Genomic DNA, 23709 nt, shown 5'->3' on the forward strand with positions numbered 1-23709 from the left:
CAACCGGCAGCTCGCCCTCCCACGATCGTAGGTAGCGGCCCCTTCCCGGCCTGCCTAGCGTTCCAACGGCGGTCCGACAGTCGCGGATCCGCGGGGAGGCTTCATGGCGTTCATCAGTGGCTCCGGCAGCGTGTCGAATTCCCTCCTTCCCGGCATTCGTGCCCTTCCCACCGTCGCCGTCCTTGCGGATGGCCGCTTCCTCGTCACATGGATGGACGACACCGAAAAAACACTGCAGCCCGATGGCAATCCCCCGCCGGTGCCAGGCACCGACCTGACTGCCTATCTGGCCAATGGCTGGCAGATCAGTGCCCGCCTGTTCGCGGCCGATGGAACCGCCCTCGGTTCCGAGTTCAGGGTGCACAGCCTCGGCGGAGTCACGCCCCAGGACCAATTCCGGCCCCAGGTCGTTGCGCTGGAGAACGGGACATTCCTGCTGGCCTACGAGACGATGTGGCGCACGCCATCCGACGACCCGATCCACGTCATCGGCGAGGTGCCGGAGCTTCCACCCTATCGGGCGATAGCCGGCCGGATCGTCACTCCCCAGGAAGGAGCGCCGCCTGCCGTCTCCTCGGAATTCTTCATCTACACGCGAGACCATACCCAGACACTGCTCGACGATCTGGCAATCGACGCCGACGGAAACTGGGTCGCCGCCCTCAGCCACTATCACGGCTTCTGGGACGTCCTCCAAGAGCGGTACACCACCTACAACGAGGAGGTCGGCTCCATCGCGCAGGGCGAACCGCAAGCCACCATCGTCTACGACACAGAGCATGCGCTTGGGTTCGGCATCACGACCGACGACAATGTGAAGCTCGCCCCGCTCTCCGGTGGCGGCCATGTAATTGCCTGGCAGCAGCGCGAAGCACTGGGGCCTGGCTACAACTTCAATTTCAACTACGACATCTACGCCCAGGTGCTCGACGCACCGGGTGGCGACAGCATCGCAATTCCCGTGGCCGTCGCCACGGGCCAGCAATACGAAGTCGAAGTCGCCGCGCTGGGCACCGGCAACTTCATCGTGACCTGGATCGACGGGCCGAACGGCACGACGCGCGGACGCGTCTTCGATCCCCTCGGTAATGCCGTAACGCCGACCTTGAGCCTCATCGGTCCCGGTTACCACCACAGCTTCGACGCGATCAGCCTGATCGACGGCGGGTTCGCGTTGACGTGGGTATCGGGCCAGGCCTTCGTCGGCACCGTCTATCTCGCCGCTTTCGGCCACGACGGCAGCTTGACCATGTCGCCGGCAGCGCTTGGTGTCGGCAGCCATCCACGAGTAGCCCAGCAGGCGGACGGCGACCTGATCGTCGTCTCGCGCAACGAGGTGATGGAGTACCGGATCGCGAGCGGTGTTGAGTCCAATATCGCCCCTCAGTCGATCTCCCTGTCGACGGTCGCGCCGACGCCCGAGGACGCCGGGGCCGGGACTCTGGTCGGCACCCTGTCGGCCGTCGATCCCGACTCCCCGGCGCCCGCCACGTTCCAGGTCGTGGACCTTACCGGCAGCTTCACGGTTGTCGGGACGGGCCTCTACCTGACCGGCACCAGCCTCGACTTCGAGACGAACCCGCTCCAGAGCGTGACCGTGCGGGCCACCGATTCGAGCGGCAACAGCCTCGACCAGATCGTGACGTTTCAGGTCGCGGACGCCAACGACGAGCCGAGCGGAGTAGCCTTCACTTCGAGCGCATCGTCAATCGTGTCGCTGTTCGAGACCCCCCGCAACGGCGATGTCATCGGCCAGCTGGAAGCTGTCGATCAGGACCCGCTCGATGTCAACACGCTCACTCTGATAGACGATGGCGGCGGCGCCTTCCGCCTGACCGCATCGGGTCAGCTCGTGGTTCGGGACCGTCTGATGTTCGACGCAGAGGGCGAACTGGGCGCCGTCAGCGGCGCGGTCATCGCGACCCGCAACGGCGTCGTTACCGGTCCGCTCTACTTTTCCGTGCACGTCGACGATGTGGTGTCGGAATTCACCACAGGGGATGCGCGCGACAACGTGATCTTCGGCGGCGTCGGCGACGACACTCTGCAAGGCGGAGGGGGCAACGACCACCTTTACGGCGAACGCCGCTTCACCTTCGCACCCGGCGGGGCGGATCGCCTGATCGGAGACACGGGCGATGACATTCTGTTCGGCGGCGGAGGCAGCGACGTTCTGAACGGCGGCGACGGCAACGACGTGCTGGAAGGATCAGAGGGCGCCGACCGGCTGATGGGCCGCGACGGGGATGACGCCTTCATCTTCCGCTACGAAGCCGTGCCGCTCGGAGAGCTGGTCGACGGCGGCGCCGGAACCGACGCCGTGTTCGTCAGCGGCTTCGCCGATCTCCGGAACGCCAAGCTCTTCAGCATCGAGGAGCTGCACTTCGATGCGGCCGTCGACGGCAGCGCGACCTTGACGCAGGCGCAAGTCGCCGACATCGGCACGTTTGCCGGCAACCAGCTGGAACCCGGCCTGGCGGCGCCACGTGGCGGCGATGGGCAGCACACTCTTGTGGTCCATGCGGCGCCCGGCGGCACACTCGATCTCTCGAGCAAAACCATCGTGGATATCGACGAAGTTCAGCTCATCGGGACGAAGAAGGCCGACTCGCTCATCGGTACCTCCGGAGTCGATTCCCTCGTCGGCGGCGCCGGCGGCGATTGGATGGCCGGTGGCGGCGGCGACGATACCTACTTCGTCGGCAATGCGAGCGATACGATCGTCGAGCTGCCGGGAGAGGGCATCGATACCGTGCGCACGACGGTCGGCTACACGCTGGGAGCCAACCTCGAGAACCTGTCGCTCGAAGGGGTTCGCGGCCTGACCGGCATCGGCAACGACGCGGCGAATGTCATCAGCGGTTCCATAAACAACGACAAGATCTACGGGCGCTTGGGTGCCGATACCCTGTCGGGTGACGCCGGCAAGGACTGGTTCGTGTTCGACACCGCCCTCGGGGCGGGCAACGTCGACACTGTGCTCGATTTCACCGTCGGCAAGGACCGGGTCGTGCTCGAAAACGACGTCTTCACAGGACTGGCGCCGGGCAACCTGCTAGCCGGCATGTTCCGGAACGGCACTGCCGCAATGGATGCCGACGATCGCATCCTCTACGATTCCCCGACGGGTACCCTGTACTTCGACGCCGATGGCGCAGGCGCTGCCCTTGCGATTGAATTCGCCATCCTGTCACCCGGCCTCGCCCTCTCGCATCAGAGCTTCCTGATCGTCTGACGCGCCATTCGCGGAGCGACACGACCGATGTGGATGCCGTGGGGTTGTGGGCCCCGAATACTGCCTCTAAGTTTGCGCGCCTCGATGCAATATCCGTGATCGGGAAACGCAACGCCGTCGCCCGGTTCCAGGCTGGACGAGCAATCTTTGTGGGCAGGGACGTCGTGATGGATGAGATGACGCCGGTCGCGGCCAGCGGCGACTTCGCGGCCGATGTTGCTGCCTTCTCCACCTATTGGCGCGATCTCGCCGAGCAACTCGCGCGACTGCCCGCCAAGCCCAACCGTGATGCGGCCACGTATGATCAGGCCGAGTCCCTGAAGCAGGCCGCGCGCGAGGCCCGCTTCGTGTTCCTGCGGCGGCACGCGCGCACGCTCTATGACCGGCTGACCGACAACCGTACCAAGTTCGTGCGCATCGAGCGGCTGGTCTACGAGGCCGCCGCCCTCGTGCCCGGCCTCGTGCCGACGCAGGCCCAGGTCGCGGCCGAGGCCGAGCTGCGCCAGTCCGAGAAGGACGGGGTGGAGATCGACCAGGGCATCCTCTGCAACCAGTTCCTCGCCGATCCCGAGTGCGGCCTCCACCTCTGCCACGCGATGCTTTTGCCCCGTGAGGAGTCGTCGGACGCGCTGGCGAAGTTCCAGCGCGACGGCAGCCTCGATCTCGGCGGTGCGAAGGTCGAGCGCCAGGGCAAGGCGGCGGTGCTGCTGCTGTCCAACCGGCGCTTTCTCAACTCGGAGGACAATGCGACCCAGGCCGCGACCGAGATCGGCGCCGACGTCTGCATCCTCGACCGGCAGAGCGAAGTCGCCGTGCTGCGCGGCGACGTGGTGCCGGAGGGCAAGTATGCCGGGCGCCGCGTCTACAATGCCGGCATCAACCTCACGCACCTCTACTACGGCAAGATCCCGTTCCTGTGGTTCCTGATCCGCGACATGGGGTTCGTGAACAAGATTTTCCGCGGCCTCGCCCGGCCGGACGTCGCGCCCGACGAGGTGGCGGGCGATTCGATCGAGAAGCTCTGGATCTCGGCGGTCGAGACCTTCGCCATCGGCGGCGGCTGCCAGATCCTGCTGGCGTCCGACTTCAACATCGCCGGCCGCGACGCCTACATGACCCTGCCGGCGCGCAAGGAAGGCATCATTCCCGCGATGGCGAACCTGCGGCTCCAACGCTTCGTGGGCGACCGGCTCGCGCGCCAGGCGATCATGTACGAGCGCCGCATCGAGTGCGATTCGGAGGTCGGCCGCATGATCTGCGACGAGGTCGTGGCGCCGGAGGAGATCGATGCGACCATCACCCGCGTCATCGACCGGCTGACCGGATCGGGCGCGGTCGGCGCCATCGGCAACCGCCGTGCGCTGCGGCTGGGCGCGGAGCCGCTCGACACGTTCCGCCGCTACGCCGCGCTCTACGCGCGCGAGCAGGCCTACTGCCATTTCAGCCCGGCGCTGATCTCGAATCTCGAACAGTACTGGAACGCCGCGAACCGGCGGGCCTAGCGGTCATTCAACAAGCAACCTCATCCTGAGGAGCGGTCCGCAGGACCGCGTCTCGAAGGATGGGAACGCGCACCACGTCAATGCCCATCCTTCGAGACGGCCGCGGAGTGTACCCCGAGGTACTCGAGGGGCGGCCTCCTCAGGATGAGGTTGGTGGTTAATTTGAGGCGGAAGCCTCAGTGCTCGCGCGGGGCGTGCTTGCCCAGGATGCGCTGCAGGGTGCGGCGGTGCATGTTGAGGCGGCGCGCCGTCTCCGAGACGTTGCGGTCGCACTGCTCGAACACCCGCTGGATATGCTCCCAGCGCACGCGGTCGGCCGACATGGGGTTGCTGGGCGGCGGCGGCAGCTTGCGGCCGTGCGCGGTCAGGGCCTGCTCGATCGCGTCGGCATCGGCCGGCTTGGCGAGATAGTCGACGGCGCCTTCCTTCACGGCGGCCACCGCGGTCGCGATGTTGCCGTAGCCCGTCAGCACCACGATCCGGATGTCGGGACGCGCCTGGCGCAGCGGCCCGACCAGCTCCAGCCCGTTGCCGTCGGCCAGCCTGAGGTCGAGCACGGCGAAGGCGGGCGGCCGGGCGGTCTGGGCCAGCGCTTCGGCCACGGAGCCCACGGCGGTTACGATGAAACCGCGTTGTTCGAGCGCACGCGCAATACGGTTGCGGAAAGCTGCATCATCGTCCGCGATCAGCAAGGTACGGTCCTTGTTGTTCGTCGTGCCGGCGATCACAGGCGACAAGGGGCGCGGGGCGCCGCTGTCCTGGGTCATGGCGACTCCTTCGACATCGGCCGCTATGTAGCCTTGAAGACCGGATTTGACCAGCGCACCGAAACGACGGCTCCGCCGCCCGTGGCGCTGCGATTGCCGAAGGTCACGTTGGCACCGGTGCGCTCCAGCAGCGTCTTGGCGATGAAGACGCCCAGGCCCATGTGGCCCTCCTGGCCCTGGCGGGTCGAAATGAACGGAGTTCCGAGCTCGTCGAGCAGCGCCTCGGAGAAGCCCGGCCCGTCGTCGATGACCTCGACCTCCGACCATTCCCGGGTCCAGCGGGTGGCGACCCGAACATCGCGCCGGGCGAAGGAAACGGCGTTCTGCACGATGTTTCCGATACCCTGCATGATCTCCGGACTGCGCAGCTGGATCGGCGCCGTCTTCGGCACGCCCTCTCCGACCGGACCGGCCTCGAAGGCGATGGCGATCTCCTCGCGCGCATAATTTTGTGCCGCCGCCTCGATCAGCGCCGGCAGCGGCACCAGCGTATAGGAATCGGAAACGTCTCCTGCGGGGTCCGTCGAGAGCCGCGCCAGGATGGAGCGGCAGCGCTCCGATTCGGCGGCCAGCAGCTCCACGTCCTCGCGCAGGGGATCGTCGAACTCGATCTCGCGCTGCATCTCCCTGGTGATCACGGCGATGGTCGACAGCGGCGAGCCCAGCTCATGAGCCGCGGCGGCCGCGAGCGCGCCCAGGGCCGAGAGCTGCTGCTCGCGCGCGAGCGCCGCCTGCGCGGCGGCCAGGGCATCGGCCATCTGGCGCGCCTCCTCCGCCGTCCGCCAGCCGTAGAGCGTGATCAGCAGGGTGGTGAGCGAGAGGCCGGCCCAGACGCCCACCTGGTAGATGTCGGGCAGGTCGGGCGGCGGGCCCCGCCAGGGCAGCGGCTGATAGAACAGCCCCAGCACCGCGATGCTGGCGATCGTGAGCAGGGTGAGCGCGACGTTGCTCGCCAGCGACAGGATGGTGGCGCCGATGGCGACCGGCGCCAGCAGCAGCAGCGAGAACGGATTGGTGAGACCACCCGTGAGGTAGAGCAGCACGGCGAGCTGCAGGATGTCGAAGGCGAGGAAGATCGCCGCTTCGCGATCGTCGATGCGCGCCGAGCCCGGCCGGCCGATGCTGACAGTGAGGTTGAGCAGGGCCGAGAGCGCGATCGTGCCGCCGACCGCCAGGACCGGCATGCCGAAGCCCAGGCCCCAGTGCACGACGGCGGCGGTGAAGGCCTGACCCGCCACCGCGCCCCAGCGGATCAGGACCAGGGTGCGCAGGCGAACGCCGCCGCGCAGCACGGGCACGGCGCCGGAGCGCCGGGGAGCGGCTAGCGGAGGCTCTGCAGATCGGGGCGCGTCGTCGTCACGCACCGCCACGATCCTATTCCTCGATCATGAGATGCTTGCGATGCACCGTGGTGAAGAGCGGGATCTTGCGCTGTGCCGTGCGGTCGGGCGGTTCCTTCACCAGCCGTCCGATCTCGCCCAGGATCAGCCCGGTGATGGTCGGCAGCGGCAGTTCGCGCGCCTCGTCGAGCTGCACCCAGCGGATGTCGCCCATCTCGCTGGAATGACGGATCTCGCCGGATGCATCCTCGGCCCGCGCCATGAAGAAGCGGGCATTGAAGCGGCGCGGCCGGCCGGGCGGCGTCACCGCACGCGCGATCAGGTCGAGGCAGTCGAGCGCCGGCGCCATGCCCTGGTCGAGGAACCCCTTCCAGTGCTCGCCATAGTCCTTGCGGGGCGCGCCGCCTGCGAGCGGCTTGCCGAGCATCAGGCCGCTCTCCTCGAAGGTCTCGCGCACCGCGGCGACGGCCAGCGCCCGCGCGCGCTGCGCCGAGGCGGAGCGCATCAGGCGCTCGTTGACGAAGGGATCGAGCGAAGTCGCGACCGGAACGCGCGCATCGTCGGGATCGACCTTGCCGCCCGGGAACACGTAACGGTTGGGCATGAAGGCGTGCGCGGCGGCGCGGCAGCCCATCAGGACCTCCGGCGTGCTCCCGCGCATGCGCACCAGGATCAAGGTCGCGGCATCGCGCGGCCGCAGATAGGGATAGGTCTTGTCGATCTGCTCGACCGGCCGTTCGCTGCCGGGCGTCAGAGTAACCTTGGGGGGATCGTCGTAGCCCTTGTCGGTGCCGCGGACGACGGCGCCATCGGGAATGCCTCGTTTGCTCATGGCGCCAAAGGTAAAGGGTCGTTCATCCCAACGCGAGCGATCTTTGATCAAGAAACCCGTCGTCCCGAGCGGAGCGCAGCGCAGTCGAGGGACCTCTCTTCCGACGCACGGTCTGTCGAAGCAGAAAACAGGTCCCTCGACTACGCCGCCCTACGGGCGTCTCCGCTCGGGACGACGGCGGCTTTAAAAGCTCCATTCCACCGGCGTGTCGGGGCGGAAGACGGTGATGTCCTTTCCGCCGCCGGGGACCGGCACGACGTCAGGGATGTCGAGCGGGCGGGCGTGCAGGGTCACCGTCTCCTCATTGACCGGCAGGCCGTAGAAGCGCGGGCCGTTCAGCGAAGCGAAGGCTTCGAGATGGGCGAGCGCGCCCTCTTCCGCAAAGACCTGCGTGTAGACCTGCATCGCGACCGGCGCGTTGAACACACCGGCGCAGCCGCAGGCGCACTCCTTGGTGTCCGTGGTGTGCGGTGCGGTATCGGTGCCGAGGAAGAACAGGCCGTTGCCAGAGGTTGCCGCCCTCCGCAGAGCGAGACGATGCTCCTCGCGCTTGGCGATCGGCAGGCAATAGAGGTGTGGACGGATCCCACCCTTGAAGATCGCATTGCGGTTGTAGCTGAGGTGATGCGGCGTGATCGTGCCGCCCATCCGGCCGGGGTTGGCCTCGACGAAGGCCACGCCCTCGCGGGTCGTGATGTGCTCCAGCACGATCCTGAGGCCCTCGTGACGCTTCAGCAGCGGCGCCATCACCTTGTCGAGGAACACCGCCTCGCGATCGAAGATGTCGACCTCGGGATCGGTCACCTCGCCATGGACCAGCAGCGGCATGCCGGCCTTTTCCATGGCCTCCAGTCCTTTCGCGACCTGGTCCATCGAGGTCACGCCGTGCGCCGAATTGGTCGTGGCATGCGCCGGATAGAGCTTGGCCGCGACCCAGACGCCCTCCGCCTTGCCGCGCGCGAGTTCGGCCGGGTCGGCGCCGTCGGTCAGGTAGCAGGTCATCAGCGGCTCGAACTTCAGCTCCCTGGGCACCGCGGCCCGGATGCGCTCGCGATAGGCGCTGGCCTCGGCGACCCTGGTCACCGGCGGCACCAGGTTCGGCATGATGATGGCGCGGGCGAACTGGCGGGCGGTGTGCACGGCGCAGGCCGCCAGCATCGCGCCGTCGCGCAGATGGACGTGCCAGTCGTCGGGACGGCGGATGGTGATCGAAGCCGGGTTCGCAAAGGGGGGGGTCGGATGTGCAGTGGCCATGACCCGCTTTCTACGCTTGCTCCCGGACGGGCTCCAATGTTGATTGCGGGCATGAACGATCTGAACGACGCCGTTGCCTTCGCCCTGGCCGCCCAGTCCAACTGGCCGGCCAGCATGTTCATGCCCGACGGGCAGTTCGTGATGACCTACGATTCGGGCGAGAAGGCGCCCGACAACGAGGTGCTGGGCCCCGTGACGCCGCGCGGCGGGCCGTCGGGTCTCGTCTATCGCGGCGGCCAGAAGATCGCCGAATGGGGCGACGTCGACCACGCCGACATGACCTTCAGCGTCGCCAAGAGCTACCTCGCCCTGCTCGCCGGCCTGGCGCTGGGCGACGGGCTGATCAGGAGCCTCGACGACAAGGTCGCGGACTATGCACTTGATGACGGGTTCGCCAGCGAGCAGAACCGGGACATCACCTGGCGCCACCTGCTGACCCAGACCAGCGAGTGGGAGGGCACCGTCTTCGGCAAGGAAGACCGCATCGACCACAATCGCGTGGTCGGCCTGGCCGTCGCCGACGCGCCCAAGGGCACGCGCCGCGCGATGAAGAAGCCCGGCAGCTTCTACGAATACAACGACGTCCGCGTGAACCGGCTCTCGCGCTCGCTGCTGCAGGTCTTCAGGGAGCCGCTGCCGCAGGTGCTGAAGCGGCGCATCATGGATCCGATCGGCGGCTCGCAGGGCTGGACGTGGGACGGCTACCGGAATTCCCACGACACGATCGACGGCCAGCAGATGCTGTCGGTGCCGGGCGGCGGCCACTGGGGCGGCGGCATCGTCATCTCGGCGCGCGACCTCTCGCTGATGGGACGGCTGGTGGCGCAGGGCGGCGTCTGGGACGGCAAGCGCATCCTGCCCGAGGGCTGGACCGCGGAGCTGGTGAAGCCCTGCCCGATCGCGCCCTTCTACGGTCTGATGTGGTGGCTCAACACCGGCCGCAGGCAGTTCGCCGCCGCCTCGGAAAGCAGCTACTTCGCACTGGGCTGGGGCAGCCACATCGTCTGGATCGATCCCGAGAACGATCTCGTCACGGTGCTGCGCTGGATCGATCGCAAGAAGGCGCCGGAATTCGTCGAGCGCCTGCTGGGAGCGATCAAGGCATGAGCCTGGATTTCTCCGCCGTCCCCCGGATGCCGGACGGCCGCACCGCCGCCGAACAGATCGAAGAGGTCGCCGCGAAATCGGAAGTCGTGCGCGTGCCGATGGGCCGCCGCAGCGCCGGCGGCACCGGCAGGATGATGTGGCACGTGTTCGGCGCCGCAGCCGACAAGCCGATCCTGCTGCTGTTCCATGGCGGGTCGGGCTCGTGGATCCACTGGATCCGCAACGTCCTGCCGCTCAGCCAGCATTTCAGCGTCTACGCCGCCGACCTGCCGGGGCTCGGCGACAGCGATCCGCCCGACGACGTGAACGAGATCTGGTCGGTGACGCACTGCGTCGAGGCCGCGATGAAGGAACTCCTCCCCAAAGACAAGCCGTTCGCCATCGCCGGCTTTTCGTTCGGCGGCATGGTCTCGGGCCACATCGCGACCCTGTTCCAGGACCGGATCAAGCGCATCGCGCTGGTCGGCGCCGGCGGCCTCAAGGCCACGCGCAAGCCTGGCCCGAAGCTGCACAAGCTCCTGCCCGAGATGCCGCCCGAGACGCTGGCGGCCGAGGCGCGGCGCAATCTCGAGATCCTGATGCTGCACGACCCGAAGAACGTCGACGGCATCGCGATCCACATGCAAATCCTGAACACCACGCGCGCGAAGACACGCAGCCGCATCATGGGCCAGGCCTTCAAGCTCAGCGAAGTGCTACCGCGGGTGAAGACGCCCCTCACCGGCATCTGGGGCGAGTTCGATTCGACGACCTATCCGCACATCCAGGAGCGCATCGACCTGTTCCGCGCCCTGCAGCCCGACTTCGAGATGAACGTCATCCCCGGCGCCGGCCACTGGGTGGCCTACGAGGCGGCCGACGCCTTCAACGAGACCCTGCTCCGCGTCCTTGCGAAGTGACGAACGCCCGATCGGCCGCCGCCGTCCTGCTGGCTCTTGCCGCGTCGCCGGCCATGGCGCAGCAGAACGTCGCCAACAATCCGCTGACCGACATTCCGGCCATCCAGGTGCAGAACTACCTGCAGCCGGTGATGAGCGGCCAGCCGGGCAGCGGCGCCGACCAGCCCTTCCTGCGCGGCATCCTCCCGCACGACACCTTCGGCTGGCCGCAGCTCATGCGGGCCTCGCTGGCCGCCGGGACGACGGTGTGGGGGCCGGCCGGCACCGAGAGCGGCCCGGGCGACCTCACGCTGTTCGACGTGCCGCTCTTCCAGCTCGCCAACGCCAAGATGGGAATCGGGCCGCTCCTCATCCTGCCGACCGCGACCAGCCCGGCGCTGGGCGAGCGCAAATGGCAGGCCGGCGTGCAGGGAGTCGTGAGCGCGCCCTACGACTGGGGCCTCGCGGCGGCGCTGGTCGCCTACCAGCAGGCGTTCGACGGCAGCGCGCGGTCGCTCACCATCCAGCCGTTCCTGTTCTACAATCTCAGCGACGGCTTCTACCTGCGCTCGAGCGGCATCACGACGATCGATTTCGGCCGCCAGCGGACGGTCGTGCCGGTCGGATTCGGTCTGGGCCGGGTCAAGCTCCTGGACAACGGCAACGTGCTGAACATGTATCTCGAGCCGCAATACTCGGTCGTCCAGAGCGGCATCGGACAGCCGAGCTTCCAGGTCTTCGCCGGGTTCAACATCCAGTTCCCGCCGGGCCGCACGCCCTGACGGGCGGACGAACTGCGATCCGTCAGCCCATCACCCAGCGCGGCAGGCCGAGTGCGATGTCGGGGAAGGCCATGAGCAGCAGGATCAGTCCGAGCATCGCGCCCACGAACGGCAGGGCGCCGCGGATCACGTCGGCGATGGCCCCGGTCCCGCGCAGGCTCTGCACGACATAGAGGTTGAGGCCGACCGGCGGCGTCACCAGCGCCGCCTCGATCAGGATGGTGAGCACGATCCCCCACCAGATCGGATCCCAGCCCAGGCCGACCACGATCGGGAACACGAACGGCGTCGTCAGGATCATCATGGAGATCGTCTCCATGAAGCAGCCGAGGATCAAGTAGAACACGATCAGCAGCAGCATGGTGCCGACCTTGCCGAGCCCCAGCGCCTCGATCGCCTTGGCCACGCCGTCGGTGACGCCGATATTGGCCAGCACGAAGTTCAGGAACTGCGCGGCGATGATGATCAGCATGATCATCGCCGTGGTCCGCATCGTGCCCTCGAACACCGCCTTCATCATCGGCCACGACAGCGCGCGCTCCCAGGCGGCCAGCACCAGCGCCGCGAAGACGCCCATGGAGGCGGCTTCCGTGGGCGTGGCCCAGCCGGCGTAGATCGAGCCGACGACGACGCCGAAGATGAACAGCGGCGCCACGAGGTCCTTCAGGCTGCGCAGCCGGTCGCGCCAGCTGCTCTCCACCGGCGTGCCGCCCTTGGCCGGCCAGATCAGGCAATAGACCAGGATGATCGCCATGAAGAAGCCGGTCAGCAGCAGGCCGGGGATCATGCCCGCCAGGTAGAGCCGCGGCACCGAGGTCTGGGTCAGCAGCCCGTAGAGAATGAAGTTGATCGACGGCGGGATCAGGATGCCGAGCGTGCCGCCGGCGGCCAGCGTGCCGAGGAACAGCGGCTCGTCGTAGCGGCGGATCTTGACCTGCGGCAGGGCCACGACGCCGACCGTCGCGGCCGTGGCGACGCTCGACCCCGAGGTCGCCGCGAACATCGCGCAGGTGCCGATGTTGGCATGCATCAGCCCGCCCGGCAGCCACGAGAGCCAGGTCGCGATCGCGGCATAGACGCGATGGGCGATGCCCGAGCGCAGCAGGATCTCGCCCAGCATCACGAACATCGGGATGGCGATCAGGATGTATTCGGAGCTGGCGTTCCACACGATGTCGCCCATCGCGAGGTAGAGCGGGATCGACGAGAAGAACTGATTGAGCGCCAGGCCCAGCACGCCCATGACGGCGGCGACCGGAACGCTGACCGCCAGCAGGGCGACGAGGAGAAGGAGCGCGGTGCCGAGCATCGTTACCTCTTTGCCCCCGTGTTTGTCGGCGTGTTTGCCTGCGTGTCGGGCGTCGCGATCCCCAGCGAGCCCAGCTCGCCCTTCACTTCCTCGTCCTGCGACGCCACGCCGATGGTCGCCGCGACCGTGCCGAAGTCGCCGCGCACCAGCGCCAGCAGGCTGCGCAGGAAGGCGAGCACGGTGACGATCAGGAACAGCACGAAGCCCGCGAACCACGGCGCCTGCGGCCAGGCGAGCGGAATGCGCAGCGGCGTGTTGGAGCGGTTTCCGCCGGTCAGGTTGTCGAGGAAGATCTCGCCGGCGCGGTCGACGATGGCCAGGACGAGGATCGCGAGACCCACGATCGCCACCAGGTCGAAGGCCGCCCGGAGCCGCGGCCCGAGCTGGCCATAGAGCACGTCGATGCGGACATGGCCGCGCGTCACCAGCACGTGCGCCAGCGACCACGAGGTGCCGACCGCGAACAGATAGGCGGCGATCTCGTCGGAGCCGGAGAACGCGAAGGCGAGCAGCTTGCGGCTGATCACCTCGACCGTGACCACGACGGCCGCCAGCAGGATCATGGCGCCACCGGCCCACGCCCCCCAGAGGGCGAGGGCCGACGCGCCGCGCCACAGACGTTCCATGTGTGCTTCCCGAGCCAGTTTAGCGGCAGGGTGGTGGACCGGTGTGGGGCCCCGCTGCCGTTCAGTTCGCCTTGGCGACGAGGCCGTAGCGCTTGCCGACCAACTCGGTCCACTTGGCCGCGCACTCCGCGCCGCAGCGCTTGGCCCATTCCGGCAGCACGACGTCGTTCAGCGCCTTCTTGACCAGCGCGCGGTCGGCGTCCGTCGGCATCACCAGCTTCAGCTTGGCCGGCGGGCCGACCGAGCACGGGCCGTTGCCGGTGTCGCAGGCGATGCCTTCCTTGGTGTCGGACTCGACGCTGGCCCAGGCCGCCTCTTCGAGCTTCTTGAACTGCGCCGTCATGAACTCCTGGGTCGGCTTCGAGAGCTTGTTCCAGCTCGCCAGGTTCACCGAGACGAAGCCCGCGGTGTAGCCCAGCGACACGTCGACGACGGTCTTCACCACTTCCGGCCACTTCGCCTGGTAGCCCGGCAGCGTGCCGGTGATGCCGCAGTCGACGACGCCCTTCTCGAGCGCCGGCACGACCTCGCCGAACGGGATGGTGACCGCGGAGCCGCCCAGCGCCTTCACGAGATCGGACTGGGAAACGCCCTGAACGCGCACCTTCTTGCCCTTGATGTCGGCCAGGCTGGAGATCTCGTCGCGGCAGAAGAATACCTGCTGCGGGAAGGCGAAGGTCGACACGATCATCGAGCCGAACTTGTCGCGCATAACCTTCTGCATCTCGGGCATCCAGGCGCCGAGGATCTCGCGCTGCTGGGCGACGCTCTGCGCCACGCCCGAAATGTCCGAGCCCTCGAAGATGGCGGCGCCATCGTCGACGTAGATCGGCAGCGCGTGCGCCACGTCGTAGACGCCGGTCTTCAGCAGCCGCAGCACCTCGGTGCCCTTGAGGTTGAGCTCGGTGATCGACTTGATGTTGCCGGTCAGCTTGCCGCCCGAGGCCGCGCCGAGCTGCTCGCTCCAGAACGGCTGTTCGACCTTCTTGTTGATGTTGAGGAAGTTCCACGTGCCGATCACGTTGAACTTCTTGGTGTCGAGCTGGGCCGGCGCGGCTGTCTGCGCCGAGGCAATGCCGCTGCCGCCGACGGCCAACGCCGCCGCCATTCCGAGAAGTGCGGTGAATTTCATCTGTCGCTCCCTGTTCCGCGCCTGTGACCCCACGCGGTAGCCGGCGACTGTCGTTCAATTCGCCGGGAGAGGCAAGGGCACGGCCGGCAGGGCCTTCAACGGGCGTTCGAGAAAGGTCCCTCGCTACGCTCGGGATGACAGCTATTTTTATGTCGACGCACGACGCCAACCCCAACACCATTGTCATCCCGAGCGCAGCGAGGGACCTTTAATCATACGCGGCAGCCCCACCCAAAAGGGGCGCCGAATGGAGGAAACGATGTCCAACCTGCTCTGCGTCGGCACCGCCGGCATGTCGGTGTGGTTCAGCCGCGACGACGGCGAGACCTGGATCCGGCCCTATATCGAATCCGGCCTCTATCTCGAGGCGCGCGTCTGGGCGCTGTCGGCGCACCCGCAGCGGCCGGGCGAAGTGCTGGCCGGCACCGATTCCGGCCTCTATCGCTGGAGCGAGGGCGACCAGAAATGGACGCACCTGCCCTCGGTGCTCGACGACTACGACATCTGGGCGATGGCGCAGGCGCCGGACGATCCCGACACGATCGTGGTCGGCACCCAGCCCGCGCACATCTTCGTCTCGACCGACGGCGGCAAGAGCTTCACCCCGGCGCAAGGCTCGTTCGCCGACGCCTGCATCTTCGTGGGCAAGCCGCGCGTGACGCAGATCCTGTTCGATCCGGTCGACCGGGACACGCTGTGGGCCGGCGTCGAGATCGACGGCGTGCACCGCTCGACCGATCGCGGCCGCACCTGGAAGAAGGTGGGCCAGGGCATCAACTCCGAGGACATCCATGGCCTCGCGGTGATTCAGAACGGATCGAAGCTGGTCTACGCCACGACCAACCGCGGCCTGAACCTCAGCCGCGACAATGGCGAGACCTTCGCCTTCCAGGAACTCGACTCGCCGTGGCAGTACACCCGCACCATCGTGCCCCGCGCCGACGGCGACGCGACGGTGTTCCTGACCAACGGCAACGGCCCGCCCGGCTCGACCGGCCGGCTGCTGCGCAGCACCGACCATGGCGCCCACTGGCAGGACGCGAAGCTGCCGGGTGAGCTGAACTCGACGCCGTGGACGGTGGCGACGCATCCCTCGAACCCGAAGCTGATCTTCGTCTGCTCCAACCTCGGCCAGCTCTTCCGCTCGACCGACGGCGGCGAGACCTGGACCAAGCTCCCCCGCGAGTTCGGCGAGGTCCGCAGCACGATCTGGCAACCGCTGCCTTGACCCTTCAAGCTTCGAGCCGCGCCCCCACTTGCCCTCATCCGACGCGCCCACGCACAACAATATTGCGCCTGCGGTATTATAGTACCTGATCCGGGAGCCGCCCCTCTCCGAATCAGTTGCTTCGATTATTTCGCTTGTTTCGTTTATCCGCCGGAGTCCCGACTTTTCCGGCGGCCCGCCGAAGGAGACCGCGATGCAAACCAGCATAGCCGAAATCGCCCCGAGCATCTACCGGCTCTCGACCTTCGTGCCCGACGTCGGGCCGACCGGCTTCACCTTCAACCAGTTCCTGATCGACGCCGATGAGCCGCTGCTCTTCCACTACGGCCAGCGCAGCCTCTTCCCGCTGATCGTCGAGGCGGTGAAGACCGTGATCCCGCTCGGCAAACTGCGCTGGACGACCTGCTCCCATGTCGAGGGCGACGAAAGCGGCGCGCTCAACCAGTGGCTCGCCGCCGCGCCCAACGCCCAACCGGCGCACGGCCAGCTCGGCTGCAACATCTGGCTTTCCGACATGGCCGACCGCCCGCCGCGCGCGCTCCAGGACAACGAGCTCCTCGACCTCGGCGGCAAGCGGGTGCGCTGGCTCGACACGCCGCACGTGCCGCACAACTGGGACGCCGGCCTGATCTACGAGGAGACGACCGGCACGCTGTTCAGCAGCGACCTCTTCATTTAGTTGCACTGGATAGTAGAAAAGATACACTCTTCAACTCTGGGGGAGGCCAATGCATGATTGTCGAGCGCCGGTGGGAAAGTACTGAGTGGCAGGAGTATGCCCTTCGGTTAATTCGTCAGCGGCACTTACCTCAGAATGTTCAAGCCGTACCCGATGCAGTGCGTGGCGACGCAGGTAACTAACTGCGCACTCCGATATTCTTACAAACACAACAGGGCAAAGATTTCGAGTGCTAATTCCTACTCTAATTAACAATTCGGAAAGTAGTCGAGAGTCGCCGTTCGCGCGCCACAACGGCCCCGTTGATTGGATCCGCTAAACGCCTCGCGAGGCCATGATGCCAGATGCGCCGCGAGTCCCCTATAAGCACTAGGATGCTTCGCGCTCCTAATACTCTATACACGGAATGGGCACGTTCTCATCTATCGCTCGGTGGTGAGTTTCCGCTACCAGCGCGTTGCGAGGATTGCGCCATCGCGGCGCGTTGAAGCGCCCGGCTTGGCGTAACAAATCCGACCGACACGCAGCTGGCTTAGACACAGTGGTATGGAGTCAGAGACGCAAGGCCAGATATCCGTTACCCACTGGAAAAAGGAGCCCCCTCATGCACTACCACCCCCTCGGAAACACCGGCCTCACCGTCTCCGTCGCCGGGCTTGGCTGCGGCGGCAACAGCCGGCTGGGGCTGGGGCGCGGGGCGGGTTTCGACGAGTGCGTGGGGGTCGCGCGGGCGGCGATCGATCTGGGGGTCAATTTCCTCGACACGGCCGAGGTCTACGGGACCGAGGAGATCGTGGGCGCGGCGGTGAAGGCCTATGACCGCGACAGGCTGGTGATCTCGACCAAGGCGCTGTTCAAGACCGACGACACGGCGGAGACGGTGACGCAGAGGGTCGAGGCGTCGCTGAAGCGGCTCGGGCTCGACCATGTCGACGTCTTCCATTTCCACGCGGTCGGTCCCGCCGCCTACGAGCATCATCGCGACGTGCTGGCGCCGGCGCTGCTGCGGCTCAAGGAGCAGGGCAAGGTGCGCCATGTCGGCCTCACCGAGACGGGGCCGCGCGATCCCGACCAGGCGATGCTCGCGCGCGCCGTCGAGGAGGCGCCGTGGGAGGTCGTCATGCTGGCCTACAGCCTGGTGAACCAGGGCGCGCGCAGCAAGGTGTTCCCGGTGACCGTGCGGCGCGGCATCGGCACGCTGCTGATGTTCGTGGTGCGCAACATCTTCAGCAACGACGCCTACCGCCGCGCCGTGTTCGCGAAGCTGGTCGAGGACGGTTTGCTCAAGGCGTCGGTGCTGTCCCAGGGGAGCGCGGACGGCGACCCGCTCGACTTTCTCGTGAGCGAGGGCGGCGCCGAGAGCATCACCGATGCGGCCTACCGCTATGCGCGCCACGAGAAGGGCGCCGACGTCATCCTGTTCGGCACCGGCAACCGGGCGCATGTGAAGGCCAACATCGAGTCGATCCTGCGGCCGCCTCTGCCCGCCCCGGTGATCGAGCGGCTGCATCGGACGTTCGGGCACCTGAGCGGCGTCGGGCTGGATCTGCCGGGGCCGGTGACGGCCTGAGGGTCTTCAACAGGTACGTCTACCGCCCATGACATAAAGGTCCCTCACTGCGTTCGGGATGACAATTTTGTCGGGATTTGCGCAGTGCGCCGATTAAACAAACGATGTCATCCCGAACGCAGTGAGGGACCTTTCGCTTCATGATCTCTTGCGCGCTCCGGTCGAGACGACGGAGGAGGCGCGCGGAAGGGTTCCGTCAGTCCTCGTCGCGGACGACGAAGCGGGCCTGCCGGACTTCCTCGGCCGACCAGCCGTCGGCCTGCATCCGGGCACGGGCGCGGTCGATGTAATCCTGGTCGAAGATCGGGGCGTGCACGAAGCCCAGCGCGATCGAGTAGGAGCGGAGATATTCGTCGCGCAGGAAGACGTCGATGAGCTTGGTCGGCACGACGGAACCAATGCCAGCCCATCGTGAAGCTATTTTGAACGCCGCAGCTCGTGCCAGCGGAGATTCCGGGCTGAGCACCCCCTTCGAACTCCTCTCCCCCGCTCGGGGGAGAGGAACATGGGGGGGCGTGCCACGGGCGGTCCCCGGTGGTAGCGTTTCGCCCTAGAAGTTTCTGGGAGGAAACGCACAATGAGCTACGACCTCGTGATCAAGAACGGCACCGTGGTCGATGGCACCGGCGCCGCGCGCTATCAGGCCGATGTCGCGATCGTTGACGGCAAAGTGGCGGAGATCGGCAAGGTGACGGAAGGTGCGAAGCGCACCATCGATGCGCACGGGCTCGTGGTGGCGCCGGGCTTCGTCGATCCGCACACGCATTACGACGCGCAGATCTGCTGGGACGGCGCGGTGACGCCCTCCTCGTGGCACGGCGTCACCTCGGTGGTGATGGGCAATTGCGGCGTCGGCATCGCGCCCTGCAAGCCCGAGACGCGCGAGATCGCCATGAAGGACCTGGTGAACGTCGAGGGCATCCCCTTCGACGTGCTGAACAAGGGCATCACCTGGGACTGGGAGACTTTCCCCGAATTCATGGACGCGGCCGCGGCGCGCAAGCCGTCGCTCAACCTCGCCTTCATCGCGCCGCTGACGCCGTTCCGCCATTACGTGATGGGCGAGGCCTCGATGGACCGCGCGGCGACGCCCGAGGAGACGCACGAGATCGCGCGGCTGATCGGCGAGGCGATGGACGCCGGTGCGCTGGGCTTCTCCTCGACCACGCTCAACCAGCACATGGGCTTCGAGGGCAAGCCGCTGGCCTGCCGCAACGCCAGCCGCGAGGAGATGAAGGCCTATGCCAACCAGCTGAAGCAGCGCGGCCGGGGCTCCATCGAGATCGCGCTGACCCGCCAGGTCGGCGTGCTGGAACAGGACCAGTGCGAGCTGCTCGACTTCCTGCTGGAGGAGAGCGGCCGGCCGGTGACCTTCATCGCGCTGTTCGATCGCGACGACATTCCCGAGGCGGTCCGCGACACGCTGCGTCGCGCGGCGCCGCAGATCGCCAAGGGTGCGCGGCCGCAGACCTCGCCGCTGCCGCTCACGCGCGAATGCAACATGGACAATCCCTTCGCCTTCGCCGCCTTCCCGGCGTGGAAGCGCGTGTTCGCCGACACCTCGAAGGCGGCGCAGAGACTGGTCTATGCCGATCCGGCCTTCCGCGCCCAGTTCAAGGCCGACCTCAAGAACCCGACCGGCTTCAGCGACTGGCGCCGCGTTGTGGTTCACGACGTGCGCAATCCGGCGCTGAAGCACCTGGAGCGCAAGTCGATCGCCCAGATCGCGCAGGAGCAGGGCAAGGACAGCGTCGACGCCTTCCTCGACACGGTGCTGGCCGACGATCTCGACACCGAGCTCACCATTTCCTCGTGGAACACGCGCGAGGACCGCATGCGCGAGCTGCTGAACAACCCCGCAATCCTGATGGCGCTGGGCGACGGCGGCGCCCATGTCGACATGCTGTGCGACGCCGGCTACCCGACCTACCTGCTGGGCACCTGGGTGCGCGAGAAGCAGGCGATCACGCTGGAGGAAGGCGTGCGCAAGCTCACCTCGGACCCCGCCGACCTGTTCGGCCTCAAGGACCGCGGCCGCCTGCGGAAGGGCGCGCCCGCCGACGTGGCGATCTTCGATCCGGCGGCGATCGGCTCCAGCAACCACGGCGAACGCCGCCACGACCTCCCCGGCGGCGCCAAACGCATCGTCATGCCGTCACGCGGCGTCGAATACACGGTGGTCAACGGCGCGATCACCTGGGAACAGGGCCGGCTGACGGACGCGAAGGCGGGGGTGGTGTTGCGGGGGTAGCGCAAAGGTCCCTCGCTGCGCTCGGGATGACAGCATTTTCGGCATCAACGCACCGCGCCAATCCCAATAAAATTGTCATCCCGAGCGCAGCGAGGGTGACCTTTCGCTCGCGTGTGGCCTCGGGTCGCCCCCTCGCCTATTCTCCGCCCGACTTCAGAATCCCAGAGAAACGGAGACACCGTGCAGACGACGCCGCTTTCGAAAGACCTCCACGACACGCTGTCGAAGATCACCACGGCCAGCATCACGACGATCCTGCTGAAGAAGGGGCTGCGTAACGTCTGGATGCGCGGCACGCGGCCGATCAAGCCGGGCCAGGGCCGTCTGGTGGGACGCGCCTTCACGCTCCGCTTCGTGCCGGCCCGCGAGGATCTCGCCACGCCGGCGAGCTGGTCGTCGCCGATCTCGACCCGCGCCGCCATCGAGGCGATGCCGGAGGGCGCGATCGTGGTGGCCGACGCGATGGGCGTCACCGATGCCGGCATCTTCGGCGACATATTGTGCGCGCGCATGGTGAAGAAGAACGTCGCCGGCCTGATCACCGACGGCGTGGTGCGCGACATCGCGGGCGTGCTGGGCACCGGCCTGCCGGTCTGGTGCCAGGGCGCCGCGGCGCCGCCCTCGGTCGCCGGCCTCACCTTCGTGAGCTGGCAGGAGCCGATCGGCTGCGGCGGCGTGGCGGTGTTCCCCGACGACGTGGTGGTGGTCGACGATGACGGCGCGGTGCTGATCCCGCAGGCGCTGGTCGAAGCGGTCGCCCAGGAAGGCACGGAGCAGGAGCGGCTCGAAGGCTGGATCATGTCGGAAGTCGAGCGCGGCGTGGCCCTGCCCGGCCTCTACCCGCCGAACGACGAAGCCAAGGCGCGCTACGCCGCGACGAAGAAGTAGAGCGCGGGCGTCGGAGGTCAACATCATGAAGGTCCTGCGCATGCTGGCCTTCGCCGTGGCGGGCGCGCTGCTCTCGGCGACGGCCTGGTCGCAGGCCGGGCGCCAGCCGGTCGACTGGCCCGCCGTGTCGCTCGAATCGATCGGCGGCGGGCCGCTGCCGACCGCGGACTATGCCGGCAAGGTCGTGCTGCTGGTCAACACGGCCTCCCTCTGCGGCTTCACCGGCCAGTACAAGGGGCTGGAGGCGCTGTGGCGGCGCTACAAGGACAAGGGCCTCGTGGTGCTGGGCGTGCCGTCGAACGATTTCGGTGGCCAGGAGCCCGGAGCCAAGGACGAGATCAAGCGCTTCTGCGAGGCGAGCTTCGACGTGACCTTTCCGCTGGCCGACAAGCAGATCGTGTCCGGCGCCAACGCCCATCCGCTCTATCGCTGGGCCGCGGCGCAGACCGGCACGCTCGGCGCGCCGAGCTGGAACTTCCACAAGATCCTGATCGGCCGCGACGGACGGGTCATCGACTGGTTCACCGCGGTGAGCGGCACGGGATCGAAGCTCGAACGCGCGATCGAGGCGGCGCTGGCGGCGAAGGGCTGAGTGCTCACTCTCGCCTGCGGCGCAAAGGTCCCTCGCTACGCTCGGGATGACAATTTTGTCGTGATGGGCGCAGTGCGCCGATGAAGAAAACACTGTCATCCCGAGCGTAGCGAGGGACCTTTCGCTTTCGGCTTACCGCACTGCGGGTGGCGGGATTTGGCTGCACGCGAACGCCCGCGCTATCGTCGGTGCCTGAACATAACGGAGACGTCCCGATGGCGATGGCCGAAGCCGCTGCCCCCCTCACCGCGCAAGACCACGCGCGCACGATGGCCGAGTACAGCCGCGCCGGCGAAGCCCGCGCGCGGGCGCTGGGCAATCGCGGGCCGATCCGGCTCGATGCCAACGGCAGGCTGGCCCAGGACATTCTCGACGCCTACTGGACGCACGGCTTCTACGTCTTCGAAGGCGTGGCCGGGTCTGAGGAACTGGCCGAGCTGCGCGCCGACGTCGATGCGATCCTCGAGCGCGCGCCGGTCGAACCCGGTGCCGCAGTCGACCGCAACGGCCGCCCGGCCTTCGGCGAGGGCGTGCTGAAGCCGCCCTATCGCTGGGCCAGGCCCTTGAGCGATCCGCTCGGCGGCACCACCAAGAACAACGGCCGCCATCCGGTGGCGATGAGCCAGCCGACCCTGGCTGCCGACGCGCCCGCCTGGACCGTCGAGCTGCTCGACGGCAACCTCTACCTGATGAACGCCGCCTTCCGGCTCTACGGCCATCCCGGCCTGCTGGCGGCGGCCGCATCGATCCTGGGCGACGATTTCGTGCCCTACAACGAGGTGACCTTCATCAAGGAAGCGGGCCTCGGCCCCTCGGTCGCCTGGCACCAGGACGGCACGACCCATTGGGACGCCGCCGACTGGGACATGGGCGCCCACGGCTTCAACTTCATGACCCAGCTCTATCCCAGCACGGCGGGCAACTGCGTCTGGGTGCTGCCGGGCAGCCACCGCCACGGCAAGGCCGACATCGCTAAGCTGGTCGCCGAGAGCGGCTCCGACCGGATCGAGGGCGCGGTGCCGATGCTGGCCGGCGCCGGCGACACGATCGTCACCAACCGCCAGCTGCTGCACGGCTCCTTCGCCAACTCCTCGCCCGACCGTCGCGTGACGCTCAACGCCGGCTTCTTCCCGCGCCGGCGCGTGCTGAACGTCACGACCAGGCGGCTGACCGGCGAGGTCGTGACCTATGACGGCGCGCGCATCGACCAGCGGCTGCGCATCCTGCTGCTGGCGATCGACGCGCGCCGCCAGCGCTTCCCGCAGGAGAAGAGTTACGTCTATCGCCCGCTCGCCGACCGCCAGGACGAGGTCCGCTGGAGCGACGCGATGCGCGAGACGGTGCTGAAGAACTACAATCAGCTCGACATGTTCATCTGACGGGATGCGGGCAAGCCTCGTCCTCCTGCTCGTGCTCGCCGCCCTTCCGGCACTTGCACAGGCAGAGGCACGGGCGCAGGAGCCCGAGCCGCTTCTCGACGACGACGACATCGCGGCCTACTGCCTGGGCGTGAACGGCCAGCTCGCCGAGCGCTTCCGCCAGATGCAGCTCTGGGGCTGCGGCAAGGCGGCGGCGATGGAATGGTGCCGCCAGGCCAAGGCCGCCGCGCCCGAGGCGATGCGGGCCCGCGAGCGGCTGGTCATCCGCTTCGCCAACGTGCTGACCCGCAAGGGCCTGCTCGACGTCGAGCGCCCGCCCGAATCGCGCGCCCGCCTGACGAAGATCGTCTCCGAGGGC

The 23709-nt window shown here is 67.5% G+C and carries 21 protein-coding genes; 13 read left to right on the forward strand and 8 right to left on the reverse strand.

All coding sequences use genetic code 11. The features are described 5' to 3' along the window. Window positions 1-103 precede the first annotated feature (103 nt). Window positions 104-3235, forward strand: a complete 3132-nt coding sequence (locus Q7V45_RS24655; RefSeq protein WP_304856984.1) for a hypothetical protein — start codon at window positions 104-106, stop codon at window positions 3233-3235. A 167-nt stretch (window positions 3236-3402) separates the two neighbouring features. Continuing rightward, window positions 3403-4737 carry an enoyl-CoA hydratase/isomerase family protein gene (locus Q7V45_RS24660; RefSeq protein ID WP_304856985.1) on the forward strand — a complete coding sequence of 445 codons (1335 nt, stop codon included), beginning with the start codon at window positions 3403-3405 and terminating at the stop codon, window positions 4735-4737. Between the two features lie 176 nt (window positions 4738-4913). On the opposite strand, the gene Q7V45_RS24665 is transcribed toward Q7V45_RS24660, so the two are convergent. The 4 genes from Q7V45_RS24665 to pyrC form a co-directional block, all read right to left on the reverse strand. After that, window positions 4914-5504, reverse strand: a complete 591-nt coding sequence (locus Q7V45_RS24665; RefSeq protein WP_295133027.1) for an ActR/PrrA/RegA family redox response regulator transcription factor — start codon at window positions 5502-5504, stop codon at window positions 4914-4916. A 23-nt stretch (window positions 5505-5527) separates the two neighbouring features. Further along, window positions 5528-6874: an ActS/PrrB/RegB family redox-sensitive histidine kinase gene (locus Q7V45_RS24670; protein WP_304856987.1), complete on the reverse strand. Its 1347-nt coding sequence runs from the start codon at window positions 6872-6874 to the stop codon at window positions 5528-5530. 4 nt (window positions 6875-6878) lie between these two features. Beyond that, complete coding sequence (locus Q7V45_RS24675) at window positions 6879-7676, reverse strand: NUDIX domain-containing protein (protein WP_304856988.1); 798 nt, start codon at window positions 7674-7676, stop codon at window positions 6879-6881. Window positions 7677-7859: 183 nt separating this feature from the next. Continuing rightward, window positions 7860-8930 carry a dihydroorotase gene (gene pyrC, locus Q7V45_RS24680; protein ID WP_304856989.1) on the reverse strand — a complete coding sequence of 357 codons (1071 nt, stop codon included), beginning with the start codon at window positions 8928-8930 and terminating at the stop codon, window positions 7860-7862. A 51-nt stretch (window positions 8931-8981) separates the two neighbouring features. On the opposite strand from pyrC, the gene Q7V45_RS24685 reads away from it, so the two are divergent. The 3 genes from Q7V45_RS24685 to Q7V45_RS24695 are packed head-to-tail and all read left to right on the forward strand — an operon-like array spanning window position 8982 to window position 11697. After that, window positions 8982-10037, forward strand: coding sequence for a serine hydrolase (locus Q7V45_RS24685; RefSeq protein WP_304856990.1), 1056 nt, complete (start codon window positions 8982-8984; stop codon window positions 10035-10037). Then, on the forward strand, window positions 10034-10936 hold the full coding sequence (locus tag Q7V45_RS24690) for an alpha/beta fold hydrolase (RefSeq protein ID WP_304856991.1): 903 nt from the start codon (window positions 10034-10036) through the stop codon (window positions 10934-10936). The genes Q7V45_RS24685 and Q7V45_RS24690 overlap by 4 nt, the downstream gene beginning before the upstream one ends. Continuing rightward, window positions 10933-11697 (forward strand): hypothetical protein, encoded by a 765-nt coding sequence (locus Q7V45_RS24695; protein ID WP_304856992.1) that lies wholly within the window; start codon window positions 10933-10935, stop codon window positions 11695-11697. The genes Q7V45_RS24690 and Q7V45_RS24695 overlap by 4 nt, the downstream gene beginning before the upstream one ends. Window positions 11698-11719: 22 nt before the next feature. On the opposite strand, the gene Q7V45_RS24700 is transcribed toward Q7V45_RS24695, so the two are convergent. The 3 genes from Q7V45_RS24700 to Q7V45_RS24710 form a co-directional block, all read right to left on the reverse strand. Continuing rightward, window positions 11720-13006, reverse strand: a complete 1287-nt coding sequence (locus Q7V45_RS24700; RefSeq protein ID WP_304856993.1) for a TRAP transporter large permease — start codon at window positions 13004-13006, stop codon at window positions 11720-11722. A gap of 2 nt (window positions 13007-13008) precedes the next feature. Beyond that, entirely contained in the window at window positions 13009-13632 is a 624-nt protein-coding gene (locus Q7V45_RS24705; protein WP_304856994.1) for a TRAP transporter small permease subunit, read from the reverse strand. A 61-nt stretch (window positions 13633-13693) separates the two neighbouring features. Further along, window positions 13694-14764 (reverse strand): TRAP transporter substrate-binding protein, encoded by a 1071-nt coding sequence (locus Q7V45_RS24710; RefSeq protein WP_304856995.1) that lies wholly within the window; start codon window positions 14762-14764, stop codon window positions 13694-13696. A 259-nt stretch (window positions 14765-15023) separates the two neighbouring features. On the opposite strand from Q7V45_RS24710, the gene Q7V45_RS24715 reads away from it, so the two are divergent. The 3 genes from Q7V45_RS24715 to Q7V45_RS24725 all read left to right on the forward strand — a co-directional run bounded on the left by Q7V45_RS24715 (window position 15024) and on the right by Q7V45_RS24725 (window position 18241). Then, complete coding sequence (locus tag Q7V45_RS24715) at window positions 15024-15992, forward strand: hypothetical protein (protein WP_304856996.1); 969 nt, start codon at window positions 15024-15026, stop codon at window positions 15990-15992. A 193-nt stretch (window positions 15993-16185) separates the two neighbouring features. Continuing rightward, window positions 16186-16671, forward strand: a complete 486-nt coding sequence (locus Q7V45_RS24720) for a hypothetical protein (protein WP_304856997.1) — start codon at window positions 16186-16188, stop codon at window positions 16669-16671. A gap of 604 nt (window positions 16672-17275) precedes the next feature. After that, entirely contained in the window at window positions 17276-18241 is a 966-nt protein-coding gene (locus Q7V45_RS24725) for an aldo/keto reductase (protein ID WP_304856999.1), read from the forward strand. A gap of 196 nt (window positions 18242-18437) precedes the next feature. Here the strand turns inward: Q7V45_RS24725 and Q7V45_RS24730 are convergent, their stop codons facing one another. Then, window positions 18438-18629, reverse strand: coding sequence for a hypothetical protein (locus Q7V45_RS24730; RefSeq protein ID WP_304857000.1), 192 nt, complete (start codon window positions 18627-18629; stop codon window positions 18438-18440). A 189-nt stretch (window positions 18630-18818) separates the two neighbouring features. Between Q7V45_RS24730 and Q7V45_RS24735 the strand changes: the two genes are divergently transcribed. The 5 genes from Q7V45_RS24735 to Q7V45_RS24755 form a co-directional block, all read left to right on the forward strand. Beyond that, complete coding sequence (locus tag Q7V45_RS24735) at window positions 18819-20492, forward strand: amidohydrolase family protein (protein ID WP_304857001.1); 1674 nt, start codon at window positions 18819-18821, stop codon at window positions 20490-20492. A 180-nt stretch (window positions 20493-20672) separates the two neighbouring features. Then, a complete protein-coding gene (locus tag Q7V45_RS24740) occupies window positions 20673-21380 on the forward strand; it encodes a ribonuclease activity regulator RraA (RefSeq protein ID WP_304857002.1) in 708 nt (235 codons plus the stop codon). A gap of 25 nt (window positions 21381-21405) precedes the next feature. Continuing rightward, window positions 21406-21972 (forward strand): glutathione peroxidase, encoded by a 567-nt coding sequence (locus Q7V45_RS24745; RefSeq protein WP_304857003.1) that lies wholly within the window; start codon window positions 21406-21408, stop codon window positions 21970-21972. 215 nt (window positions 21973-22187) lie between these two features. Continuing rightward, window positions 22188-23351, forward strand: coding sequence for a phytanoyl-CoA dioxygenase family protein (locus tag Q7V45_RS24750; protein WP_304857004.1), 1164 nt, complete (start codon window positions 22188-22190; stop codon window positions 23349-23351). Window positions 23352-23355: 4 nt separating this feature from the next. Next, the coding region (locus Q7V45_RS24755; protein ID WP_304857005.1) for a hypothetical protein at window positions 23356-23709 on the forward strand (354 nt) is incomplete at its 3' end.

It is taken from the genome of Reyranella sp. (assembly GCF_030651995.1).
Lineage (GTDB): Bacteria > Pseudomonadota > Alphaproteobacteria > Reyranellales > Reyranellaceae > Reyranella.